Source organism: Nocardia sp. NPDC050793, from assembly GCF_040654065.1.
Classification (GTDB): domain Bacteria; phylum Actinomycetota; class Actinomycetes; order Mycobacteriales; family Mycobacteriaceae; genus Nocardia.
Genome location: NZ_JBFAHG010000002.1, coordinates 879031 through 902069, shown reverse-complemented (window position 1 = coordinate 902069; position 23039 = coordinate 879031). Strand labels below are relative to the sequence as shown.

12 protein-coding genes are annotated in these 23039 nt (G+C 68.7%); 7 read left to right on the top strand and 5 right to left on the bottom strand.

Annotation, left to right across the window (positions count from 1 at the left end; translation table 11 throughout):
- The first annotated feature begins 50 nt into the window (after nucleotides 1-50).
- The 6 genes from AB0H50_RS09535 to AB0H50_RS09510 all read left to right on the top strand — a co-directional run bounded on the left by AB0H50_RS09535 (nucleotide 51) and on the right by AB0H50_RS09510 (nucleotide 8748).
- The gene (locus tag AB0H50_RS09535; RefSeq protein WP_357448949.1) at nucleotides 51-293 is read left to right on the top strand and encodes a hypothetical protein; all 243 of its coding nucleotides are present in this window, start codon (nucleotides 51-53) and stop codon (nucleotides 291-293) included.
- Nucleotides 290-730, top strand: coding sequence for a PIN domain-containing protein (locus tag AB0H50_RS09530; RefSeq protein ID WP_357448947.1), 441 nt, complete (start codon nucleotides 290-292; stop codon nucleotides 728-730). Before AB0H50_RS09535 ends, AB0H50_RS09530 begins: the two co-directional genes overlap by 4 nt.
- A 156-nt stretch (nucleotides 731-886) precedes the next feature.
- Nucleotides 887-2806 (top strand): galactan 5-O-arabinofuranosyltransferase, encoded by a 1920-nt coding sequence (locus tag AB0H50_RS09525; RefSeq protein WP_357449407.1) that lies wholly within the window; start codon nucleotides 887-889, stop codon nucleotides 2804-2806.
- Nucleotides 2807-3009: 203 nt separating this feature from the next.
- Nucleotides 3010-4848, top strand: a complete 1839-nt coding sequence (locus AB0H50_RS09520) for a glycosyl transferase (RefSeq protein ID WP_357448945.1) — start codon at nucleotides 3010-3012, stop codon at nucleotides 4846-4848.
- A gap of 142 nt (nucleotides 4849-4990) precedes the next feature.
- A complete protein-coding gene (locus AB0H50_RS09515; RefSeq protein WP_357448943.1) occupies nucleotides 4991-8245 on the top strand; it encodes an arabinosyltransferase domain-containing protein in 3255 nt (1084 codons plus the stop codon).
- A 341-nt stretch (nucleotides 8246-8586) separates the two neighbouring features.
- The gene (locus AB0H50_RS09510) at nucleotides 8587-8748 is read left to right on the top strand and encodes a hypothetical protein (protein ID WP_169810867.1); all 162 of its coding nucleotides are present in this window, start codon (nucleotides 8587-8589) and stop codon (nucleotides 8746-8748) included.
- A 501-nt stretch (nucleotides 8749-9249) separates the two neighbouring features.
- Here the strand turns inward: AB0H50_RS09510 and AB0H50_RS09505 are convergent.
- Both AB0H50_RS09505 and AB0H50_RS09500 read right to left on the bottom strand, forming a co-directional pair.
- Nucleotides 9250-9837 carry a Uma2 family endonuclease gene (locus AB0H50_RS09505; RefSeq protein ID WP_357448941.1) on the bottom strand — a complete coding sequence of 196 codons (588 nt, stop codon included), beginning with the start codon at nucleotides 9835-9837 and terminating at the stop codon, nucleotides 9250-9252.
- A gap of 147 nt (nucleotides 9838-9984) precedes the next feature.
- Nucleotides 9985-13296, bottom strand: coding sequence for an arabinosyltransferase domain-containing protein (locus AB0H50_RS09500; protein WP_357449404.1), 3312 nt, complete (start codon nucleotides 13294-13296; stop codon nucleotides 9985-9987).
- A gap of 163 nt (nucleotides 13297-13459) precedes the next feature.
- On the opposite strand from AB0H50_RS09500, the gene AB0H50_RS09495 reads away from it, so the two are divergent.
- Nucleotides 13460-13963: a peptidylprolyl isomerase gene (locus tag AB0H50_RS09495; protein ID WP_357448939.1), complete on the top strand. Its 504-nt coding sequence runs from the start codon at nucleotides 13460-13462 to the stop codon at nucleotides 13961-13963.
- A gap of 63 nt (nucleotides 13964-14026) precedes the next feature.
- Here AB0H50_RS09495 and AB0H50_RS09490 read toward each other — a convergent pair whose 3' ends face one another.
- From AB0H50_RS09490 to fadD32, 3 genes are all read right to left on the bottom strand, one after another.
- Nucleotides 14027-15571, bottom strand: a complete 1545-nt coding sequence (locus tag AB0H50_RS09490) for an acyl-CoA carboxylase subunit beta (protein ID WP_357448937.1) — start codon at nucleotides 15569-15571, stop codon at nucleotides 14027-14029.
- A complete protein-coding gene (pks13, locus tag AB0H50_RS09485; RefSeq protein WP_357449402.1) occupies nucleotides 15568-20730 on the bottom strand; it encodes a polyketide synthase Pks13 in 5163 nt (1720 codons plus the stop codon). The genes AB0H50_RS09490 and pks13 overlap by 4 nt, the downstream gene beginning before the upstream one ends.
- 198 nt (nucleotides 20731-20928) lie before the next feature.
- The gene (gene fadD32 / locus AB0H50_RS09480; RefSeq protein ID WP_357448935.1) at nucleotides 20929-22848 is read right to left on the bottom strand and encodes a long-chain-fatty-acid--AMP ligase FadD32; all 1920 of its coding nucleotides are present in this window, start codon (nucleotides 22846-22848) and stop codon (nucleotides 20929-20931) included.
- Nucleotides 22849-23039 lie beyond the last annotated feature (191 nt).

The window sequence follows — 23039 nt, the reverse complement described above, 5'->3', positions numbered from 1 at the left end:
GGTCCTCACCGAAACGACGCAGGCTGGCGCAAGGGCGCTAACCTGAAGACATGACGGCGGCATACGACCACATGAACCTGCCTGAGCTCGTCGGTCTACTGACCGAGGAGGAGCAGCAGGATTTGCGACCTGTCGTGCTGCGCTTGGTCACCAGCCACGGCGAGCGCATCGAGCCGGATGCCACAGACACGCCGAGTCCGCCTCTGTCATTCGCAGGAATAGCCGAAGGCCCGCCGGATTTTGCCTCCACTTCGCAAGAAGTGCTTCGGCGCGAGCTCGGCGGCCACGAGTGATCGTCTGCGATACCGGGCCGCTCTTGGCCGTCGCCAACAAGCACGACAGCGAGCACGCGGCGTGCACGGCCGCGCTCGCGAAAGTGACTAGGCCGCTGATCATTCCGGCACTGGTGGTCAGCGAAGTCTGCTACATGCTCGGCAGGCTGGGACCGCAGGTGGAAGCGGCCTTTCTCCGATCGCTAGCGCTGGCAACGGGCGAACTTCATGTGGAGTCGCACACGCCGACGGATTACGCTCGCATGGCTGACCTCGTCGTCAAATACGGCAGCTTCCCTCTGGGCGCGGCCGACGCCTCCGTAGTAGCGGTCGCGGAACGGCTCGGTGTCACTCGGATCGCGACGCTGGACCATCGCCACTTTCGGCAAGTCGTCCCGACGCACTGCGGTGCCTTCGAGTTGGTGCCTGGCGAAAAGGCGCTTGCTCGGCGTCGGTGAGACCGCTCCCCAGCCTCCATACGGGGAGTTTGTTAGCGTGCGGTTCGAATCCGCGGCGGTGACCGGTGCGTTCCAAGCCCGGAGCCGACTAACGAAACCGGAGGCGCTATGAGCACACCTGTCACGGAACAGAGCACCGGGATCGCGTCCGGGCGGATGTCACTGTTGCTGCGGCAGGTTGGGGTCGGCATCGGGGAAGGGGTTCTCGCCGCGGTGGTGGCCGGGGTGGTGGCTGCCGTGGGATTGTTCGCGTTTTCGTTGGTGGACTGGCCTGCGTTCAACTCCTCCAATGTGACGCGCGCGTTGACGACGGCGGGACAGGTCGCGGCGGTGGTGATGCTGGTCGCCGCGGTCTGGCTGCTGCGGGTGCGGAAGTGGCCTTGGGTGGCGAAAGTGCTTTCCTGGGCGGGCATTTCGGCGTTCGTGACGGTGACGCTCGGGATGCCGTTGGCGGCGACGAAGCTGTACCTGTTCGGCGTTTCGGTGGATCAGGAGTTTCGGACCGAGTATCTGACGCGGCTCACCGACAGTGCGGCGCTGCGGGATATGACGTATGTGGATCTGCCGCCGTTCTATCCGGCCGGCTGGTTCTGGGTCGGCGGGCGCGTGGCGAATGTGCTCGGCATGGACGGGTGGGAGGCGTTCAAGCCGTACGCGATCGGGTCGCTCGCGGTGGCGGCGGTGCTCGCCCTCGTGCTGTGGACCCAGCTGATCCGCGCCGACTGGGCCGTGGCGGTGACGGCGGCGACCACCGCGGTGGCGGTGACCTACGCCTCGCCCGAGCCGTACAGCGGCGTGATCGTGCTGCTGCTGCCGCCCGCGCTGGTGCTGGCCTGGGGCGCGTTGTACCGACCGCTGGAGGACGGGGCCGCACCCGGAGAGGACGCTCCCCGGACGGCCGGGGGCTGGGGTGCGGTGATCGGCACCGGCCTGTTCCTCGGCATCGCCGCGACCTTCTACACCCTGCACTTCCTCGTCGCAGCCTTCGCGATCGCGCTGATGGGACTGCTGGCCGCCGGGCTCGGGGTTCGGCAGCGGCGGGCATGGCGCGCCGCGGTGCCGCCGCTGCTGCGCTTGCTGGCGATCGCCGCGATCTCCGGGCTGATCGCGCTGGTGTGCTGGGGTCCGTACCTGGTGAAGTCGCTCACCACGAAGACCCCTGGCTCCGGCACCGCGCTGCACTACCTGCCGAAGTCGGGCGCGGAGCTTCCGCTGCCGATGGCCGAGTTCACGCTGCTCGGCGGACTGTGCCTGATCGGAACCGTGTGGCTGGTGGTGCGCGCAGGCTCGTCGCGGCGCGCGCAGGCGCTCGGCATCGGTGTGGTGGCGATCTACCTGTGGACGCTGCTGTCCATGCTGGCGACGGCGGCGGGCACCACTCTGCTGTCGTTCCGGCTGGAGGCGCCGCTGATGGTGCTGCTCTCCGCCGCGGGAGCGTTCGGTTTCGTCGAGGGTGCGCGCGCCGTGTACCAGGGGTTCGGCGAACCCCCGCGGTTCCGGCTCGCCGTGGTCGCGATCGCGATCATCGGCGCACTCGCCTTCGTCCAAGACATCCCGCACGTGCTGACCCCGGAAATCACCACCGCCTACACCGACACCGACGGCGACGGCAACCGCGCCGACAAGCGCCCGCCCTCGGCGGTCTCCTACTACGACGAGATCGACGCGGCGCTGCTCGCCCAGACCGGCCGCCCGCGCGACGAGACGGTCGTGCTCACCGCCGACACCAGCTTCCTCTCCTTCTATCCCTACTGGGGTTTCCAGGCGCTCACCTCGCACTACGCCAACCAGCTCGCCGATTTCCCCGGCCGTGCGGCGGCCATCGAGGCCTGGAGCAAGCTGGATTCGCCCGCCCAGCTGCTGGACGCGATGGCGCACAGCCCGTGGCGCGCACCCGACGCCTTCCTGTTCCGCAGCAGCGACGACGCGTACACGCTGCGCCTGGCCAAGGACGTCTACCCCAACGACCCGAACGTGAAGCGCTACTCGGTGAGCTTCCCGAAAAAGCTGTTCGACGACCCCGCCTTCACCACAACCGACATCGGGCCCTTCACCCTTATCACCGTCCGGCGCTGAAAACCGCAGGTCACCCGCACGGCCGCGAAACGGATGTGTCGGCGGGACCTTTTCTGGATAACCGACGGACTGGGCGTATCCCCGACCCACGCGTACCGTCGACCGCTTCCGTCCGGGCACCGCACAGGCTCGGTGGACGCCCGCTCTCAGCCGCCGCTACCGTGGGCGGCTGATTTCCGGCAGGGCAGAGGGAGAGTTAGCGCGTGCGGTTGGACAGCGCCGATCGGGAGACGACACAGCGATCGGCGGGAGGTATCACGGCCGCCAGGCCGGGACTGCTCCAGCGCCCCGCGATCACACGGTTGCGCGTCCACCGGGCGGATCTGCTCGCCGGCTGCGCCTATCTGGCGCTGGCCACCGCCGTCCTCTCCAGGCAGTGGCGCGACACCGGCAGCGGCTACCTGATCAAGAGCGGTCAGGACCAGACCATGTGGGAGTGGTTCTTCGCGGTGACCGCGCATTCGGTCGCCCATCTGGAGAACCCGCTCGGGACGAACCTGCAGAACTTCCCCGCCGGGGTGAACATGATGGCCAATACGGCCATGTTCGGCGTCGGTGTCCCGTTCACCCCGGTCACGCTGATCTTCGGTCCGACGGTCACCTTCGTGCTCGCTCTCACCCTCGGCTTGGCCACCACCGCCTACGCCTGGTACCGGCTGTTCGCGCGCGAGCTGGTGACTTCACGGGCGGCCGCGGCGATCGGCGGACTGTTCTGCGGCTTCGCCCCCGCGATGATCTCGCACGCCAACGCGCACCCGAACTTCGTCGCGCTGGCGCTGCTCCCGGTTATCGCCGGGCTGCTCATCCGGATGGCGCGCGCGGCGCTCGACGCAGACGCCGCGCCGCGCAATCGGACGCGGGACGCGATCGTGCTCGCCCTGCTCGTCGCTGCGCAGATCGCGATCGGCGAGGAGCCGCTGCTGATCTTCGCGCTAGCGTTCGGATTGTTCGCGGTGGTCTACCACCTGCACCGGCCGCGGGACGGCGCGCGGGCGCTGCGCGTGCTTGCCCCGACGGTCGCGGCGGCCGCGGGGCTCACGCTGCTGCTCACCGCGGTCCCGCTCTGGTGGCAGTTCTTCGGGCCGCAGAGCTATCACTCCATCGACCACGGTCCGATGGGCAACGACCTGAAGGCCCTGGCGCAGTTCCCGTCCGAATCCCTCGGCGGCGCGTGGTCCCCCGGCCAATACGTGGCGATCAACGACACCGAACAGAACGCGTACTTCGGCTGGCCTCTGCTACTGGTGCTTGCCGCCACCGTGGCGCTGCTGTGGCGTGATCGGGTGGTGCGCGCGGCGGCGGTCGTGATCGTGGTGTTCGGCGTGCTCTCGCTCGGCGCGGTGGCCACCGTCGGCAAACGGCCCACCGGCGTCGAATTGCCGTGGACGCTGGCCGAGAAGATTCCGCTGCTCGGGTCGGTGCTGGAGACCCGGCTGACGATGGCCGCCGTCCCGGCGATCGCCGCGGTGCTCGCACTGGCCTCCGATCGCGCCGCGGCCTCGTGGAAGCAGTCGGCGACGGACTGGAAGCCGCTGGCCTGGTTCGCGGCGCTGACCTTCGCGCTCCTCCCATTGACGCCGACCGTCCTGCCCGTCACCGATCGCGCGCCGACGCCGCGATTCTTCGCCGACGGCACGGTGCGGCAGTACGTGGGCGACGGTTCAGTCGTCATGATTCCGCCGCCCCGCCCGCCGGACGCCAGGGCGCTGCGCTGGCAGGCCGACGCGGACTTCACCTTCCCGCTGGCGGGCGGTTACTTCGTCGGACCGACGGGCGTCGACAAGAAGGGCAGCTACGGTCCCGAGGCGCGGCAGACCGCGGCGCTGCTGGTGAAGGCACAGGACACCGGAACGGTGCCTGCGATCGGCGCCGAGGAACGCGCCGCGGCGCTGGCGGATCTGCAATTCTGGCGGGCGGACGTCCTCGTACTGCCGTCCACGAAGAACACCGAGGTGCTCGCCAGCACCGTCACCCAACTGCTCGGCTTCGCCCCGACCCGCGTCGACGACGTGTGGGTGTGGGACGTCCACGCACTGGTCTGAGACGGTCGAACCGCACGGCGTTGGCAGCCCAGCAATCGGCGCATCCCGACGATCGGCCGCGCCGACCCCGCTGAACCGCTCGCATGGCCCGCTAGCCCTCGTGCCGAGAGTCACGATCACGGGGTGGCTAGCATGAACGATCGTGCGACCGGACCGATCTTCTCGAGCGTTCACCAGATACCGCCTGATCGCCCTCGTCTCCGGGCTTCTCGGATTCGTGCTGGCGCTGCTCACACCGCTGCTGCCGGTGCGGCAGGACCAGGCGGCGCTGGACTGGCCCCAGCCGGGCGCCGCGGAGGTCGAGGCGCCGCTGGTGTCGTACGTGCCGCTGCGGCTGGACGCGACGCTGCCGTGCTCGGCGCTGCAATCCGGCGCGGGCACGCTGCTGTCCACCATTCCGGTCGCCTCCGGCCAGGCCAATCCCAAGGGCCTGGTGGTCTCGGTCGCCGACGGCACGCTCTCGGTGCTGCAACGCGACATTCCGCTGCTGTCCGCGCCGGTGGCCGAGATCGGATCCTGCGGGGGCATCGAGATCTCCTCGACCGCGGCCGCCACCACCGTCGAATTCACCGGAGTACGCCGCGAAGACGGCACCGCGTTCCGCAACACGATCGACCGTGACATCCGCCCGCAGCTGGTCGGCGTGTTCACCGACCTGCCCGCCGACCAGCTCGGCGGCGCCCGGCTGCACGCCGACATCGACTCGCGGTTCTCCTCGACGCCGAGCACGCTGAAGCTGGCCGCCATGATCGCGGCCGCGGTCTGCACGATCATCGCGCTCGTCGCACTGCACCTGCTCGACACCGGCGACGGCAGGCGGGCCCGCCGCTTCCTGCCCGCGCACTGGTGGCGGTTCACCCCCGCCGACGCCGTCGTGCTCGGCTCCCTTGCGGTCTGGCACGTCATCGGCGCGAACACCTCCGACGACGGCTACATCCTGAATATGGCCAGGGCCTCGGAACATTCGGGCTACATGGCCAACTATTACCGCTGGTTCGCGGTGCCGGAGGCGCCATTCGGCTGGTCCTACGAGGTGCTGGCCTGGATGACCAAGATCTCCGACGCCAGCCCGTGGATGCGCCTGCCGACGCTGCTCGCCGGAATCGTCTGCTGGCTGGTGATCAGCCGAGAGGTGCTGCCGCGCCTCGGCGCTCGGGTCCGCCGCAACCGGGTCGCGCTGTGGACGGCGGGACTGGTCTTCCTCGCCTTCTGGCTCCCCTACGACAACGGACTGCGCCCGGAACCGCTGATCGCCGCGGGCGCGCTGCTCACCTGGTGTTCCATCGAGCGCGCCATCGCCACCGGCAGGCTGCTGCCCGCCGCCGTCGCGGTCCTCATCGCGGCCTTCTCGCTGGCCGCCGGTCCGACCGGCCTGATCTGCGTCGCCGCGCTGATCGCCGGATCGCGGCCGGTGCTGGAGATCATCGTCGAGCGGGCGCGCGGCACGGCCACGGACTCCTTGGGCACCAAGGTGTTCCGCTGGTCGGCGCTGCTGTTTCCCGGTCTCGCGGCCGGAACCCTCGTGCTGATCGCGGTTTTCGCCGACCAGACCCTGGCGACGGTGATGGAGGCGACCCGCGTGCGCACCATCGTCGGCCCGAACGTGGCCTGGTTCGACGAGCGCACCCGCTGGGATTCGCTGCTGATGCTCGCGCCGGACGGCTCGCTGTCCCGGCGCTTCGGCGTGCTGGTCATGCTGTTGTGCCTGCTGGTCTGCGTGCTCCAGGTGCTGCGCAAGGGCCGCATCCCCGGTACCTCGCGCGGTCCTTCGGTGCGCATCCTCGGCATCGTCTTCGCCTCGCTGTTCCTGATGATGTTCACGCCGACCAAGTGGACTCACCACTTCGGCGTGTACGCGGGTCTGGCCGGATCGCTGGCGGCGCTGGCCGCCGTCGCGGTGGGCAGCGCGGCGATTCGCTCCGCGCGCAACCGTGCGCTGTTCGCCGCCGCCGTGCTGTTCCTGCTCGCGATCACCTTCACCGGCTCCAACGGCTGGTGGTACGTGTCCAGCTACGGTGTGCCGTGGTGGGACAAGGCGCCGCTGGTGGCGGGCAAGGGCATCTCGACGCTGTTCCTCGGACTGACCGTCGCGGCACTGCTGCTCGCGCTCTGGTTCCATTACCGCGAGCCCTACCGGCGTGCGAGGACCACGGCCGCCAACGGTTTCGACAGGCTGGCCTCCGCGCCGCTGACCATCGCCGCCGCGCTGCTGGTGCTTTTCGAATTCGCCTCGCTGGGCAAAGCCGCGGCCACCCAGTACCCGGCGTACTCGATCGCCAAGTCGAATGTCGAGTCGCTGCGCGGCAATCCGTGCGCGTTGGCCGACGAGGTGCTCGTCGAGACCGACACCGCCGATTCGCTGCTGCTGCCCTACGAGGGCTCGCCCGCCGACGGCCTGAACGCCGAGTCGAAGGGCTTCTCCCCCAACGGCGTCGCGAGCGACCTCACCGCCGACGCGGAGGAGACCACAACGGGCGGGGCGAACACGGTCGACAAGGACTCGGAGAACAAGACCACCAACACCACCGGCGCAGGCACCGGCGGCGGCTCGACACAGCAGGCGGGCATCAACGGCAGCACCGTGGCGCTGCCGTTCGGGCTCGACCCCGCCCGCACCCCGGTCATGGGCTCCTACCGGGAGAGTGAGCAGACGCAGTCCTCGCTGACCTCGCAGTGGTACCGCCTCGATCTCACCGACAGCATGCGCCACGACCCCGCCTACCGGGTGCTCGCCGTCACCGCGGCAGGGCGGATCAGGTCGGTGGACGCCGACGGCGTAGTCACCTACGGCCAGGACCTGAAGCTCGAGTACGGAACCCGCGGGCCCGACGGGGCGGTGACCGCGCTCGGCTCGGTGCAACCCCTCGACATCGGTCCTGCGCCCTCCTGGCGCAACCTCCGTGTCCCGCTGGATCAACTGCCCGTCGAGGCCAACGCGGTGCGCCTGGTCGCGGTCGACAACGACATCACCGCCATGCAGTGGCTCGCCGTGACCCCGCCCCGCCTGCCCCGGCTGGCGACCCTGAATTCGGTTGTCGGACAGACGGATCCGGTGCTGCTGGACTGGCACGTCGGGCTGGCCTTCCCCTGCCAGCGGCCGTTCGACCACCACGACGGCGTCGCCGAGACGCCGAAGTGGCGCATCCTGCCCGACCGGGTCGGCTCCGACGCCTCCAACGCCTGGCAGGACGACATCGGCGGCGGCCCGCTCGGCTGGACCGGACTGCTGACGAAGGCCGAGACGGTGCCCAGCTATCTGGACCACGACTGGTCCCGGGATTGGGGTTCGCTGGAACAGTTCACGCCCTACGCCCCGGATGCCGTGCCCGCCCAGATCGGCGTCACCGAGGTGACGCGCAGCGGGCTCGCGCAGGACGACCCGATCCGGGTGCGGTAGGCGTACCTCCGCGTTCGCTCCGGCCACGCGCGGTTGTGTACCTACCCCTGCGCTCCGGCTGTGCGCGGAGTCCGGAGGCCTTCGCTCGGCTGCGTACCGCCGCCTTCGTCCCGGCCCCGAAACGGCCGTGACGGCTGGGAGTTCGACGCCGAACGGGCCGCCGGTCGCGTACCGGCGGGGAGGCTGGACGGTCGGTTTCGAACCGTCGGCCTGCGTCGCCCCTGCGACTCGGGCGTCCCACGAAACCTCCTGAAGCACTGTCGGTTTCGGTAAGGTGACACCTCCGTAACCGATGATTCGAATACGAGACGCCGACGGGTTTCAACCGTAATCTTGTCGGTATGACAGCAGCCTTCGATGACATGGATCTCCGCGATCTCGTCGATCTGCTCACCGACGAGGAAAAGCGCGAAATACGCCCTGCGGTGCAGCGGGTACTCGGCCGCCTCCCTTCTCAGGAGGTCCTGCGCCGCGAACTCGGGCGCCGCATGCTCGAGGTCTGAGCCAAACCCCAGAAACCCACCCGCGGCTACCGGCGAAAGCCGAAAAGCCGTGCCAATAAGACTGTCCGAAACCCCTACTACGTCCCCCGGAAAACGCACAGGGCCGTGCGCCGGTGAATCCTCACCGACGGCACGGCCCTGCCTATTTGACGCAGCCGGACGAAGTCCGTCGACAGCGCCGCGCATCGCCGGAGCGAACGCGGAGTACGCACAATAGGCGCAGCCGGACGAAGTCCGTCGACAGCGCCGCGCATCGCCGGAGCGAACGCGGAGTACGCACAATAGGCGCAGCCGGACGAAGTCCGTCGATAGCCCCGCGCATGGCCGGAGCGAAGGCGGAGTACGCACAATAGGCGCAGCCGGACGAAGTCCGTCGATAGCCCCGCGCATGGCCGGAGCGAAGGCGGAGGTACGCCTATTTGACGCAGCCGGACGAGTCTGCTCGTCGACCTGCCGGGTGGCGCTACCCGGCAGATAAGACGGGAGTATCTCGGCGGCTGATCAAGCGGTCGTCAAGTCACCGAAGGCGATGTCCACCGGAATCGGCACATCCAGTGTCAGCCGACGAGTGTGCAGGCATACGAGGTGATACCGGCCCTCGGACAGTCGATACTCCTCGATCTGGTCGATTCCGTCACCGGCCTCGGTGAGAAACCCGATGAGGTACACCGGAATTCCCGCCGCCGCGTACGCGGCTTTCTTCTCCACCGTATCGGTGTGGTGAGAACTGTCGGGAGAGACGATCTCGACGACGAGCACTGTGTCATCGGCGTAGAGCTTCGCGTCATCGTCCAGGCAGCGATACACGACGACATCGGGTCGGCGCAGGCTGAGTGGGACATTGCTGATACGGACGTCCACGTCTGTCTCGACCATCAGGCACGGCTCCGGTTTGCGGGCCGCCTCCATACGTGCCGCCATGCGCCGTGCCACCCGATTGTGCAATCGTGATGGGCTCTCGCACTTCACGATATGACCGTCGATGACTTCGATCGTCCGGCAGAAATCTTCGGGCAGCTGTTCGTAGTCCCGGGCGGTGATCTGCTCCGGGATCCAGCGATACCAGTCGCTGGGTGCGCTGCTCGTCATGCCGTCAGACTACCGCCATCGAGGAAGACGGTAGGGCGGTCACGTCGGCCGATCATGCCGACGGACCTGCCCTGCCCATTGAACGCAGCCGGACGAAGTCCGCCGACAGCCCCGCGCATCGCCGGAGCGAACGCGGAGGTGGATCGGTCAGAACACTCGCATGTCTCCCGGCGACCACATTCCGGAACGGTTCACGGTGCCCGTCTCGAGGCGGGCGGGCTTCGCGGTCGAGTCGTACTGGTCGTAGCGCTCCAGCGAACCCCAGTCGCGCGCCCAGTCGTCCTTCAGGTAGGTCGGCATGGTCGTCGACTTGGCCAGCATCTGCGCGAAGCCGAGCGGGCCGCCGAATTCCTCGGCCTGCCAGGTATTGGTGGAGCTGATGGCCAGCGGACGGTCCGGCAGGATGCGGTACTTCGGCACCTCGGCCACGCCGTTCTCGTGGTAGAACGGCCGCTGGCACGGGAACTGCAGGCCGACGGCCCAGTCCAGCAGGATCGGCTGCTGGGAACCGAGGAAGTCGTTGAGCGACTTCAGCTTCGGCATCCGCGGCGGGGTGAACGCCAGCCACTGGTCACCGATCAGAATCCGGTCCTCTGCGACGATGCGCACGGTGTCGGCCTCCGGCGCGATCTCGTCCAGCGGCACCCGCAGGTTGCGCCAGGACGGGAACGGGCCGATATCGCGCGGCAGGTAGGTGCCGAGCTTCTCCACCGTTCCGTCGGGCAGGCGGCGGCCGTAGTCCACGGTCAGCGACTGGCCGTACTTCATCGCGCCGGTGTCGTCGAAGGACATGATGCGTCCGGCGGCCGAGATCACCACCAGCGGGCGGTCGGCCGAGCGCGCGGGCAGTTCGTACCAGCTCGAGGTCAACGCGGCAGGCTGCTGCATGCCTTCCTGGTAGCTGCCCATGATCGGGGTCGTCGAGGGGTCGAGGCCGAACGGCAGCGCGACAGTGCTGCCGTTCACGCCGCGCGCGCCCTGACCGCCGCCGGTGCCCGCACTCTCACCTTCGGCGAAGGCCGCGCCGACCGACTGGGTGGAGGTGTTGCCGGTGCCCGGCTTCACCTCGACGGTGTCGGCGGACAGGTCGTCCGGCACGCCGTTGGGATCGAAGCCGACCGGCTTGCCGCCGCCGAGCGGATCGTCGTTGGCGGGCGGGTTGGCCGGATCGATGATCGGCGTCAGCCTGCCCCCGTTCGGGTCGGTCTCCACCAGCACGTCGTTGGCCAGGCCGCACATGTTGCCGCCGACCGCGTCGAAGTTGGAGCGGGCCAGCGAGTACGCCGGGTATTGCGAGTAGGCGCCCTTGGCCAGCGACGCCACTTCCAACAGCACCATCAGCGCGGCGACCACGGTCAGCGGGATCGCCGCGAACTTGCGGATTCGCTTGCCGCGCACGGTCTTCGCCGACGGCTGCGGCTTGGTGTAGTCCTCGCGCAGCACGGACCAGGCGACCAGCGCGAGCGCGAGACCGAACAGGACAAGCATCAACGTGTTCGACTGGTAGCCGCGCAGCGAGATCTGCTTGTCGAACCACGGCACGCCGAAGCTGGAGACGTACCAGTAGCCGTTGATGCCGGAGAACGCGATCGCCAGCACGAACAACAGGCCCGCGAGGAAGATGGCCCGGTTCTTGCGGGCCCGCAACGCGCTGACCGAGACCGCGACCGCGGTGACCGCGGCCAGCGAGCCGGCGATGCCCGCGTACGCGCCGAAGTGGTGGGTCCACTTCGTCGGGTTGAACATCATGAAGAAGATCGTGCCGAGGACGATGCCCATCAACCGCCACGTCGGGCCGCTCGCGATGCCAGGCACCCGCCTGCGCCGCAGCAGCACGAGCATCGTGGTGAACAGGCACAGCAGCATGACGAGGAAGGCGAAGCGGCGCGAGAGCGAGCCGTCGACGGTCTCCACGAACAGGTAGTAGTAGCGCAGGTAGTCCTCGTACCAGGCCAGGTTCGGGCCGGTGGCCTGACGCACCCGGTTCGCTTCCTGGATGCCCGCGAAAGTCTGATCGCTGTAGACCACGGTCAACACCAGCAGGCCCGCCGCCGCGATCGGCGCGAGCAACGGCAGCGCGCCGAGTTCGCGGTGACGGCGCACCACGATCCGCACCAGCGGCCGGATACCGGCGAGCAACGCGGCGATACACATCAGGCCGGTGGGCGCCGCCGCCAGCGTGAACGCGGCGATCAGCACCGCCACCGCGGCGGGCAGCAGGCGGCCGGTCGCGATGGCGCGCTCGATCGAAACCCAGGTCAGCAGGGCGCCGAGCGCGACGATCGGCTCCGAGCGCAGGCCGTTGTCGAACGGCAGCCAGAAGGCGAGGAACACCAGGCCGCCGGTCCACAGCGCCACCTTGCTCGTCCGCACGCCGCGCCCGAGGCGGGGCACCACCTCGCGGCTGATCACCATCCAGCAGAGGATGGCGCAGCACAGCGCGGGCAGGCGCACCCACGGACTGGCCGTGGAGATCTCCGCGAACACCTGGATCACGTAGTAGTACCAGCCGAACGGCGCCTCGGGGACGCCGTACCAGCGGAAGTAGTTGGCCATGTAGCCCGCGTCCGGAGCCACCCGCACCATGCTGAGGATGTAGCCGTCGTCGGAGGTGTTGGCCCCGATGAAATGCCACAACAGCAGGGTGCCGATCACGGCGCCGTCGGCCCAGGTCGGCTTCAGCCAGTGGGCGGGCAGGATGCGGCGGTGGCCGCGGCCGTCGCTGCTGTCGAGGCGGGCCAGCGCGGCGAGGGCGACGAGCGTGCACAGCGCCGCGGCGATCATCGCGATCAGCTTGACGAGCGTCGGGCTGGAACTGAACCGGGTGTCGACGGTCATGTCGAAGGACAGACCGGCGGGCACCGCGCCCTTCAGATCGGAGAAGACGCCGACCACCTGCGGCCGGAAGTCACCGGGCATCGTGCCCTCGGCGGGCACCTGTACGGTCTCCGTCTGTCCCGGAGCGCCGCCCTGGACGGGACGGTCGACCGTCAGCATCATGCCCTGGAACGCGGCGAAGGTGTGGTTGTGATCCGACGTGATGACGATCGAGGAGCACTCGCCCATCCGTGCGCGCTCGGCCGAGGCCACCACCGCGTTGCGGTTCACCACGTCGACGGCCGTATCGGAGACCCGGACGAAAATCGCCTCCAGCGCCGCGCGGTCGCCCTGCGGTGGCGCCGTCGCAAGCAGCATGCCGCCCTGCTCGGGCAGCGCGGCCACCGCCGAACACGGAATGCTCGCCCGCAGGTCGGTCGGCACCTGCGACATCAGCGGCGCCTGCACGTTGCCGAGCGTGCCGCCCTGCGGCCATTTCAGCACCGCCGTGGTCTGCTCGACGGGCAGGAACGGCGTGGCCAGTGCCAGCAGCGCACCGAGCACTCCGGCCAGCAGCGCGATTGTTCGCGCCGTCCGAAAATCCTTCGGTCGGACGGCGGGCGCGGCGGGAGGCTTCGTCAAGACAGCGGTAGCGACGTCGGGCACGGTTCGCAATGCTAGCGGGTAACGGGACGATGCCGGGCTCGGGAAGCGCGCGACGAGTTACTCGAATTTCCGGCCGAGGGTCCTTCGCGCCCGAAAGTGGACCCGACTTGGTGACCCGATACCGGGCGAATGGAAAGGTATGGGTATGACCAAGGTGAATCTCGAGACGAATTTCGGAGCTATCGTCCTGGAACTGGACGCGGAGAAGGCGCCGTCGACGGTGCAGAACTTCGTGGATTACGTGAACGCAGGCCACTACAACGGCACGATTTTCCACCGCGTGATCCCGAACTTCATGATCCAGGGCGGCGGTTTCGAGCCCGACATGCGCCAGAAGGGCACCAACGCCCCGATCAAGAACGAGGCGAACAACGGCCTCAAGAACAACAAGTACACCGTCGCGATGGCCCGCACCAACGACCCGCACTCTGCCACCGCGCAGTTCTTCATCAACGTCGCCGACAACGACTTCCTGAACCACTCGGCCCCCACCCAGTCCGGCTGGGGCTACACCGTGTTCGGCGCCGTCGTGGACGGCACCGACGTGGTCGACAAGATCGCGGGTGTTGCCACCGGCTCGGCGGGCATGCACCAGGACGTGCCGCTGGACGCGGTCGTCATCACTTCCGCGACCATCGGCTGACGGACGAAACGCGAATCGGGCCGTCTCCCACAGGAGTACGGCCCGATTCCGGTTCACCAGGCTTTACAGCGGCAGCAAGTGGTGCTTGCGCGGGTTGCGCTCGAGCTTCTTGTCCCGCAGCAGCTGCAGCGCCCTGCGTAGCTCGAGTCGGGTGCTGGACGGCTCGATGACGGCGTCGATGTACCCGCGCTCGGCGGCCACCCACGGCGTCGCCACGGTCGCGTTGTAGAAGTCGATCATCTGCTGGCGCATCACGGCGCGCTGGTCCTCCGGCGCCGCCTCGATCCGCTTGGCGCCGATCAGGCTCACCGCACTCTCCGCGCCCATCACCGCGATGCGCGCCGTCGGCCAGGCCAGGTTCACGTCGGCGCCGAGTTGCTTGGAGCCCATCACCGCGTAGCCACCGCCATAGGACTTGCGGATCACCACCGTGACCTTCGGCACGCTCGCCTCCACGAAGGAGAACAGGAAGCGCCCGCCGCGCTTGATGACGCCGATCTTCTCCTGCTCCACGCCGGGCAGGAAGCCGGGCGTGTCGACCACGAAGACCAGCGGGACCTCGAAGGCGTCGCAGAGCCGGACGAAGTGCGCCGCCTTGTCCGAGGCGCGGGCGTCCAGCGCACCGGCGTACACCATCGGCTGATTGGCGACGACGCCGACGCTGCGGCCGTCGACGCGGGCGAAGCCGGTGATGATGTTGCGCCCCGCGCTCGCGCCGATCTCGTGGAAATCGCCGTCATCGAAGATGCGCAGCAGGATCTCGTGCATGTCGTAGCCCGCGTTGTCCGAGTTGGGCACGATCGAGTCCAGCTCGCGATCGGTGTCGGTGAGCTCCGGCTCCAGGCCGGGGTTCACGATCGGGGCCAGCTCCTGGCAGCTGGTCGGCAGGAAGCCGAGGTACTCGCGCACCCACTGGAACGCGGCCGCCTCGTCCTTGGCGACGTGATGGATGTTGCCGTACTCGGCCTGGCTCTGCGCGCCGCCCAGTTCCTCGAGGCTGACGTCCTCGCCGGTGACCTCGCGAATCACCTTCGGCCCGGTGACGAACATGTACGCCTCTTCGGTGGCCACCACCACGTCGGTGTTGATCGGGGCGTACACCGCACCACCCGCGCACTTGCCGAGAATCATCGAAACCTGCGGCACCAGGCCCGACAGCGGCTCCTGGCGTCTACCGAGTTCCGCGTACCAGGCCAGCGAGGTGACGGCCTCCTGCACGCGCGCGCCGCCGGAGTCGTTGATGCCGACGACCGGGCAGCCGACCTTGGCGGCGTACTCCATGATGTAGGCGACCTTGCGGCCGAACATCTCGCCGACCGACCCGCCGTACACGGTCTGGTCGTGGGAGAACACCGCCACGGGTCTACCCTCCACCAGGCCGTGCCCGGTGACGACGCCGTCGCCGTACAGCGCGGCGGGATCGCCCGGTTTGCGCACCAGCGCGCCGATCTCCACGAAGGTTCCCGGATCGATCAGCATGTTGATCCGGTCGCGGGCACTGGGAATGCCCTTCTTTGCCCGCTTCGCGACTCCCGCTTCCCCCGCCGGTTCCTGCGCTAGCTCGAGACGTTTACGCAGTTCGGCGAGTTTTTCGGCAGTAGTGCTCACTGTGCGCCTTTCGCCTCGATTTCCCCGAGCTTCGCGGTCAGGTCGGCACCGATCCTGCCGATCCGCGGCTCGTCGACGATCTGCAAGTGATCACCGGGAATGTGCACGATCTCGAGGTTCTCGATGTACTCGTCCCAGCCGCCGTTCGGGCGCCGGTCCGCGTAGCGGGGCTCCAGCTCGATCGCGCCGTCGTGGTAGCGATCGGCGAGGTACAGCACGACGTCGCCGTCATAGCGGCTCGGCGTGATCTGCTGCAGCGCTCGCTGTTCGATCCACGAGGTGCGCTGATGTTCGAGCACGCCGCCCGGAATCTTCGCACCGCTCATCTTGATGAGGTCGGTGATCATCTTGTACTGCTCTTCGTCACTGGCGGCGGCCAGCTCTTCGATTTGCCCGCGATCCAGTTCGCCGGGGACGTTGTAGGTCTTCCTGGCGAAGACCTGGAAACGCTCGATCCGGCGCACCCGCTCGGCGGGGCTGTTGTCCTCGTCCTCGACCGGGATCGCCAGGTCGATCAGGCCGACCAACCGCACGTCCGCGCCCTCGGCCCGCAGCAGCTGCGCGACCTGCAGCGCCAAGACCGCGCCCAGCGACCAGCCGTACAGCACGTACGGTCCGTTGCCCTGGATCTTGCGCAGCTCGGGCAGGTACTGGCGCGCACGCTCCTCGATCGAGCCTTCGACTCGCTCGAAGCCGTACATCGGAGTGTCGGCGGGCAGCCGCTTCAGCAGCGGCTCGTACACGAGGGTGTTGCCACCGGCGGGGTGGAACACGAAGACCGGCACCGCGTTCGAACCCTCGGCGGGCGCACGCAGCGGCCGGACGAAACCGTCCACGTCGGCGCCACTGTCCTGGAGCTGGCGCACCACGTCGGCCAGCTGTTCGATCGTCTCGCAGTCGAGCACGTCATCGAGGGTGATCTCGGCGCCGACGCGCTCGGTGAGGCGAGCCGCCAGCTTCTCGGCGACCTCCTCCTCCAGGATCGGCAGGGTGTTGAAGATGCCGCCCGCGGACTTGCCGGTGACGACCGCCCAGCTGGCGAAGGTCAACCGCTCGGCGGCGTCGCGCGGCGGCACATCGTCCTCGGTGGCGGAGCTCTGCTCCTGACCGCCGAACATCGCGGCCGCCTCGGCGGGCGCGACGGCCGGGATCGCCTGCTGAGTCGCGGCGGCCGATTCGGCTTCGGCGACGATCTTCTCCGCCTCGGCCTCGACCGTGGTGTTCTCGGCATCCAGCCCGGGCACCGGCGCGCCCGCGGCCTTGACCGCCGCGGCCGGGTCATCGCCCGACTCCAGCGCCGAACGCGCCGCCGCGAGAGCATCACCGTCGACGGTGATCTCCTCACCCGCGGCCTGCTTGTCCGCGATGGCCTGCACCTCTTCGCGGTGCTCGATGGCGTAGCGCAGCACCTTGCCGACCTCGTTGAGGTTGGCGTCGCGCACGGCCTGGATCTGCAGCTGCGGGATGTCGAACTCGTACTCGACGCGGTTCTTGATACGCATCGCCATCAGCGAGTCCAGACCCAGCTCCATGAGCGGGATCTCCATCGGCAGGTCCTCGACGGCGTAGCCCATAGACTCGGCGACGATGATCGCGAGCCGATCCTCGATGGTCTGGCTGCCGTTGGGATCCCAGCGGTCGCCGAAGGTCTCCACGACCTCGGGCTCCGTGACGGTCGCGACCGCGGTCTCGGTGACCGGCTGCGCGACAGCGGTTTCGGGCAGTGTGGCGCCGGAAGTGACGACGGCCTCGAAGAGCAGGCGGAATGCGTTGCCCTCCTTGGCGTGCACCTGCGCCGACGCGCCGCCGAGGTGCGGGGTCAGCGTGGTGGTCAGCGTTCCCGCGGCGGGGAGCGCGCTGTGGGTGATCGAAGCGCCCACCGCGACATCGCTGAGCACCTGCGCCGCAGCGGAATTCACCAGCGCGGCCAGATCGGTGACGACGCCCGCCTGCACCTCCCAGACGTGGCGGCCGTCCGGCAGCGCGACGTGCGCGCCGGGAACCCTGGTGTTGCCGCTTCCGCTGGACATCCGGCTCTGCGGCCAGAACTCCTTGCGCACGAACACGGTTCGCGGCACATCGGCGTACTCGCCCGCGGGCAGCAGCGAGGACAGGTCGACGGCGTGGCCGTGCACGTAGAGCTGGGCCAGCGCGGAGATCACGCCCGCCGACTCGTCTTCCTTGCGCTTGAGCGTCGGGATGAGCTGCGCGTCGTGCAGGCCTGCCGCGAACGTGGTGCCCAGGACCTGCATCAGGGCAACGGAATTCGGCGCGAGTTCCAGGAAGGTGGTGTGTCCGGAGTCCACCGCGAGTTTCACCGCGTTGGTGAAGTACACGCTGTGGCGCATGTTCCTGACCCAGTAGTCCTCGTCGTGGATCGGGTCGTGACCGGGCCGGTAGAACTGCTCCTTGTTCACGGTCGAGTACAGGCCCGCCTTCATGCGGGTCGGCTCGATGCCCGCCAGTTCCGCGGCCAGCTCGCCGAGCAGCGGATCCATCTGCGAGGTGTGGCCCGCGCCGCGGGTCTGGAGCACGCGGGCGAACTTGCCCGCCTCCTCGACCTTGGCGACGATCGCCGAAACCTGATCCACCGGACCGCCGATCACCGTGTTGGTCGGCGCGGCGTACACCGCGACCTCCACATCCGGGTACTCCGGCAGCATGGCCTCGATGTCCGCGGCGCTCAGCTCGACCAGCGCCATATTGCGCACGTCGGCGTCGGTGATCATCGCCTCGCCCTCGCCCATCAGACGGGACCGGGCACAGATCACCCGCACCGCGTCCTCGAGCGCGAGGCCGCCCGCGATGTAAGCGCCCGCCACCTCGCCCATCGAGTGACCGACGACGGCGGTGGGCTCGGCGCCGTGCGCGCGCAGCAGCGCGGCCAGACCGATCTGGATGGCGAAGATGCCGACCTGCGAGGTGCCGACGCTGTAGTCCTGGGTGTCGTCCAGGATCAGCTCGCGAATCGAGTAACCGGCCTCGTCCTCCACCAGCTCGTCGACCTGGTCGACGGCGGCGCGGAAGATCGCGTTCTCCAGGTAGAGCTGCTTGCCCATCTTGCGGTGCTGCGCGCCGAACCCGGCGAGCACCCAGACCGGGCCCTGCGCGGCAGGTGCGTCGGCGGTGAAGACGGCCGTGCCCGGCTTGCCCGCGGCGATCGCGCGCAGACCGGCGACGGCCTCCTCGTGCGTCTTGGCGAGCACGACGCCGCGCGAACGCCAGTGGCTGCGCTTGGCCAGCGAACGAGCGACATCGGGCAGCGGGACGTCGCGACCCGCGCCGGATTCCAGCCAGTCGGCCAGCACCGCGGCGGCGCGCTTACGACGGGAGGGCAGGTAGCCGGACACCGCGAGGATCACCGGCAGCGGCTCTTCGCGCTCGGCCGACCATTCGGCGGGCGCTTCGGCTTCCGCTTCCTCGGCTTCCACCTCGGCGGCTTCCACCTCGGCCGCGGCGACGATCTCGGTGGCCTCGGCGACAACGTCGGTCGTCTCCTCGTCGAGGCTCTCCTCGGCGCGGGTCTCGACGGGAGCGGCCGCGGCGGGCACGTACTCCTGAAGCACGACGTGGGCGTTGGTGCCGCCGAAGCCGAAACCGGAGATGCCGACGGTGGCGACGCCGCTGTAGCGCGGGAACTCGGTCGGCTCATCGACGACCTTCAGCCGCGCCTGCTCGAACGGGATGAACGGGCTCGGGCCCGCGTAGTTGATGTTCGGCGGAATCACGTTGTGCTGGAACGCCATCACCGCCTTGGCCAGGCTGGCCGCACCCGCGCCGGACTCCAGGTGCCCGAAGTTGGTCTTCACCGAGCCGAGCAACGCGGGCTTGTCGGCGTCGCGACCGCGACCGACCACCCGGCCGAGTGCGTCGGCCTCGATGGGGTCGCCGATCGGGGTGCCGGTGCCGTGCGCCTCGATGTAGTCGACGGTGGAGGGCTTGATGCCCGCGTCGCGGTAGGCCGCACGCAGCACGTCGGCCTGCGCGTCCGGGTTGGGCGCCAGCAGACCGTTGGAACGGCCGTCGTTGTTGACCGCGGAGCCCTTGATGACCGCGAGAATCCGGTCGCCGTCCCGCTCTGCGTCGGCCAGGCGCTTCAGCACGACCAGGCCGCCGCCCTCGGAGCGGACCATACCGTCGGCGTCGGAGGAGAAGGCCTTGATGTGGCCATCCTTCGCGACGCCGCCGCCCATGTCGAAGCCGAGTGTGGCCATCGGCGTCAGGATCATGTTGATGCCGCCCGCCAGCGCCAGATCGGCATCGCCGTCGCGCAGCGCACGCACCGCCTGATGCACGGCGACGATCGTCGACGAGCAGGCCGTATCGACGGAGACCGACGGACCGCGGAAGTCGAAGAAGTAGGACACCCGGTTGGGGATGATGCTGGAGACGCTGCCCATGATGGCGTATCCCTGGGCCGTCGCGGGCAAGCTGGGGTCGGGCTCACTACTGAGGCCGAGCGCCGCGATCAACTGGAAGTCGTTGGCGGACGAACCGATGAAGACGCCGACCGACTCACCGCGCAGCTCGCTCGCCGGAATCCTGGCGTGCTCGAGCGCTTCCCAGGTCAGCTCCATCATGAGTCGCTGCTGCGGATCGACGCGCTCGACTTCGATCGGCGACATCGCGAAGAACTCGGCATCGAAGCCCTTGACGACCTCTTGGTCCAGGTAGCCGCCGAGCGTATTGCCCTCGGCGACAGCCTTGGCGACTTCGGGCTCGCTCAGGAACTCCGACCACCGGCCCTCGGGCGCTTCCCGGATCGCGTCGCCGCGGTTGATCAGGAACTCCCAGGTCGACTCCGGGGTATCGCCCGCGCCGGGCAGCCGGGTGGAAAGGCCGACGATCGCGATGTCGTGCGCCTCGCCCGGGGTGTAACCGGCGGCGTAGAAGGCGTCGTCGGCCGACTCCTCGGGCGCCTCGGGTTCACCGTGCACGATGACCTCGGCCAGCGACGCGATGGTCGGGTGCTTGTAGACGACGGTCGCGGTCAGCACCACGCCGGTGAGTTCCTCGATGTCGCCGCCGAGAGCGAGCGCGTCGCGCGAGGCGAGCCCGAATTCCTCCATCGGCCGATCCACCGTGATCTGCTCGATCGGCTGCCCGGTCGCGTCGGCGACCCAGCGGCGCAACCACTCTCGCAGTTCGGTCACCGACATGTCGGCAGTGGCGGGCGCGGCCGTGCCTTCCGTGGCGGCGGACGCGGTTTCGGTCGTCTGGGTGGGCGTGCCCTCGTTGTCAGCCATCAATTCCTCAAGCTACCTGTCTGCGTAACCGGGCGCGCCGTGAATTGACGCTCGGCGTGGATGAGATCCGCGCCGAGCGTCGATGATCGGCCCCTAACTCACCCTGGGCAATTACTCTTCCGGTGCATCGGGGAAAGCCTGCTGGGTGTAACCGCCCCGCAGGGTTCCCTCCAGATAAGCAGTCTTGCAGGCCCGCCGGGCGATCTTGCCGCTGGAGGTGCGCGGGATCGAGCCCGCGGGCACCAGCAGCACGTCGCGCACGGTGACACCGTGGCGCTGCGAGACGGCCGCGCGCACCGCGTCGGCGATCGGCAGCGGATCGGCCTTGCCGGCGCCGGGCCCGCGCTCGCCGACGATGACGAGGTGCTCGGAGGCGTCGTCGGCGTCGAAGGACTTCAGGCCCGAGTGGCTGCCCTGCTCGAAGACCTCGGCGGGCAGCTGGTTGGCTGGCACCGAGAACGCGGCGACGAAGCCCGGACGTAGCGCCTTGCTCGCTTCCTGCGCCGAGAACTCGAGGTCCTGCGGGTAGTGGTTGCGTCCGTCGACGATCACCAGGTCCTTCACGCGGCCGGTGATGTAGAGCTCGCCCTCGAAGTAGACGCCGTAGTCGCCGGTGCGCATCCAGTGCGCGTCGGACTCGGTGCCCTCGGTGTGGCTGCCGTCGGCGAGCGGCTCGGTGATCTTGTTCTGGAAAGTCTTCGCGGTTTCCTCTGGCCTGCCCCAGTAGCCGATGCCCATGTTGTTGCCGTGCAGCCAGATCTCGCCGACCCGGCCGTCGGGCAGCTCGTGGCCGCCGCCGTCGTTCTCGACGGTGTTCGGGTCCACGATCACGGCCCACTGCGATTTCGCCACGTAACCGCAGGACACCTGCGCGATGGCGTTCTCGGTGTTCTGCTCGACCTTTACCATCCGGCCCGCGTTGAGCTCGTTGCGGTCGACGTAGACGACCTTGGCCTCGTCCTCGGCCTTGGTCGCCGAGACGAACAGGGTCGCCTCCGCCATGCCGTAGCAGGGCTTGATGGCGGTCTTGGGCAGGCCGAACGGCGCGAAGGCCTCGTTGAACTTCTTCATCGAGAAGGTGGTGACCGGCTCGCTGCCGTTGATCAACCCGATGACGTTGGACAGATCCAGCGACTCGCCCGGCTTCGGCAGACCGCGCGCCGCGGCGTGCTCGAAGGCGAAGTTCGGTGCGGCGGCGAAGGTTCCGGCGCCATCGGAGACCGCGGCCAGTTCCTTGATCCAGCGGTACGGGCGGCGCACGAACGCGCTCGGCGACATGATCGTGATGTACTTGCCGCCCACCGCGGGCAGAATCACCGTCAGCAGGCCCATGTCGTGGAACAGCGGCAGCCACGTGACGCCGCGCGAGTTCCAGTCCAGATTGATGGAGTGGACCATCTGCAGCAGGTTGGTGCCGACGGCGCGGTGGGTGATCTCCACACCGGCAGGCACCCGGGTCGAGCCCGAGGTGTACTGCAGGTAGGCGATGTCGTCGATCTTGATGTCCGGGCGCGCCCAGGTCTCGCCGACGCTGTCGGGGATCGCGTCGACGGCGATGATGCGCGGGCGCTGCGCGGCGGGTAGCGCGCGGAAGAACTGGCGCACCCCGGCCGCGGAGGAGCTCGCGGTCAGGATGGCGGAGGGCTCACAGTCGCCGAGCACCGCGTGCAGGCGGTCGGTGTGGCCGGGCTCGTCCGGATCGAACAGCGGCACCGAGATGGTGCCCGCGTAGATGGCGGCGAAGAAGGAAACCACGTAGTCGAGGCCCTGCGGAGCCAGGATCGCAACCCGGTCGCCCGGCTTGGTCACCTGCTGCAGTCGGGCGGCCACCGCGCGCAGCCGGACACCGAATTGCTGCCACGTCAGCTCGTGTACCTCACCATCGCGTTCCCGCGAGTAGTCGATGTAGCGGTACGCGAGAGTGTTCGCGTCGTTGCGGGTGTGCTTCTCGACGTGATCAACCAGGGTGTGATCCTCGGGAATACGGATGTTCCCGGTTTCGTCCAGGTAGTCGTCGAAAGTCTCGTCCATTCCTTCTTCTCCTCCGAGGCACACGCAGCAAGACGGCGGCTCCACCGCCCGTCACCTACCTGTGAGGCCCCGACTCGCTTTCGCCCGCGGGTGCTCTTCTTCTAGAGCCGAACCTGCAGATTTTCACGCGGTCTGCGCGGTGACCGCTATCGGCTAAATGTTCTCAAACCAAAGTGATGTTACAGAGAAGG

Excerpts from the sequence above, each read along its gene's own strand:
- AB0H50_RS09535 (WP_357448949.1), top strand. The coding sequence starts at position 51 with ATGACGGCGGCATACGACCACATGAACCTGCCTGAGCTCGTCGGTCTA.
- AB0H50_RS09525 (WP_357449407.1), top strand. The coding sequence starts at position 887 with ATGTCACTGTTGCTGCGGCAGGTTGGGGTCGGCATCGGGGAAGGGGTT.
- AB0H50_RS09510 (WP_169810867.1), top strand. The coding sequence starts at position 8,587 with ATGACAGCAGCCTTCGATGACATGGATCTCCGCGATCTCGTCGATCTG.
- AB0H50_RS09505 (WP_357448941.1), bottom strand. The coding sequence starts at position 9,837 with ATGACGAGCAGCGCACCCAGCGACTGGTATCGCTGGATCCCGGAGCAG.
- AB0H50_RS09495 (WP_357448939.1), top strand. The coding sequence starts at position 13,460 with ATGGGTATGACCAAGGTGAATCTCGAGACGAATTTCGGAGCTATCGTC.
- pks13 (WP_357449402.1), bottom strand. The coding sequence starts at position 20,730 with ATGTCGGTGACCGAACTGCGAGAGTGGTTGCGCCGCTGGGTCGCCGAC.
- fadD32 (WP_357448935.1), bottom strand. The coding sequence starts at position 22,848 with ATGGACGAGACTTTCGACGACTACCTGGACGAAACCGGGAACATCCGT.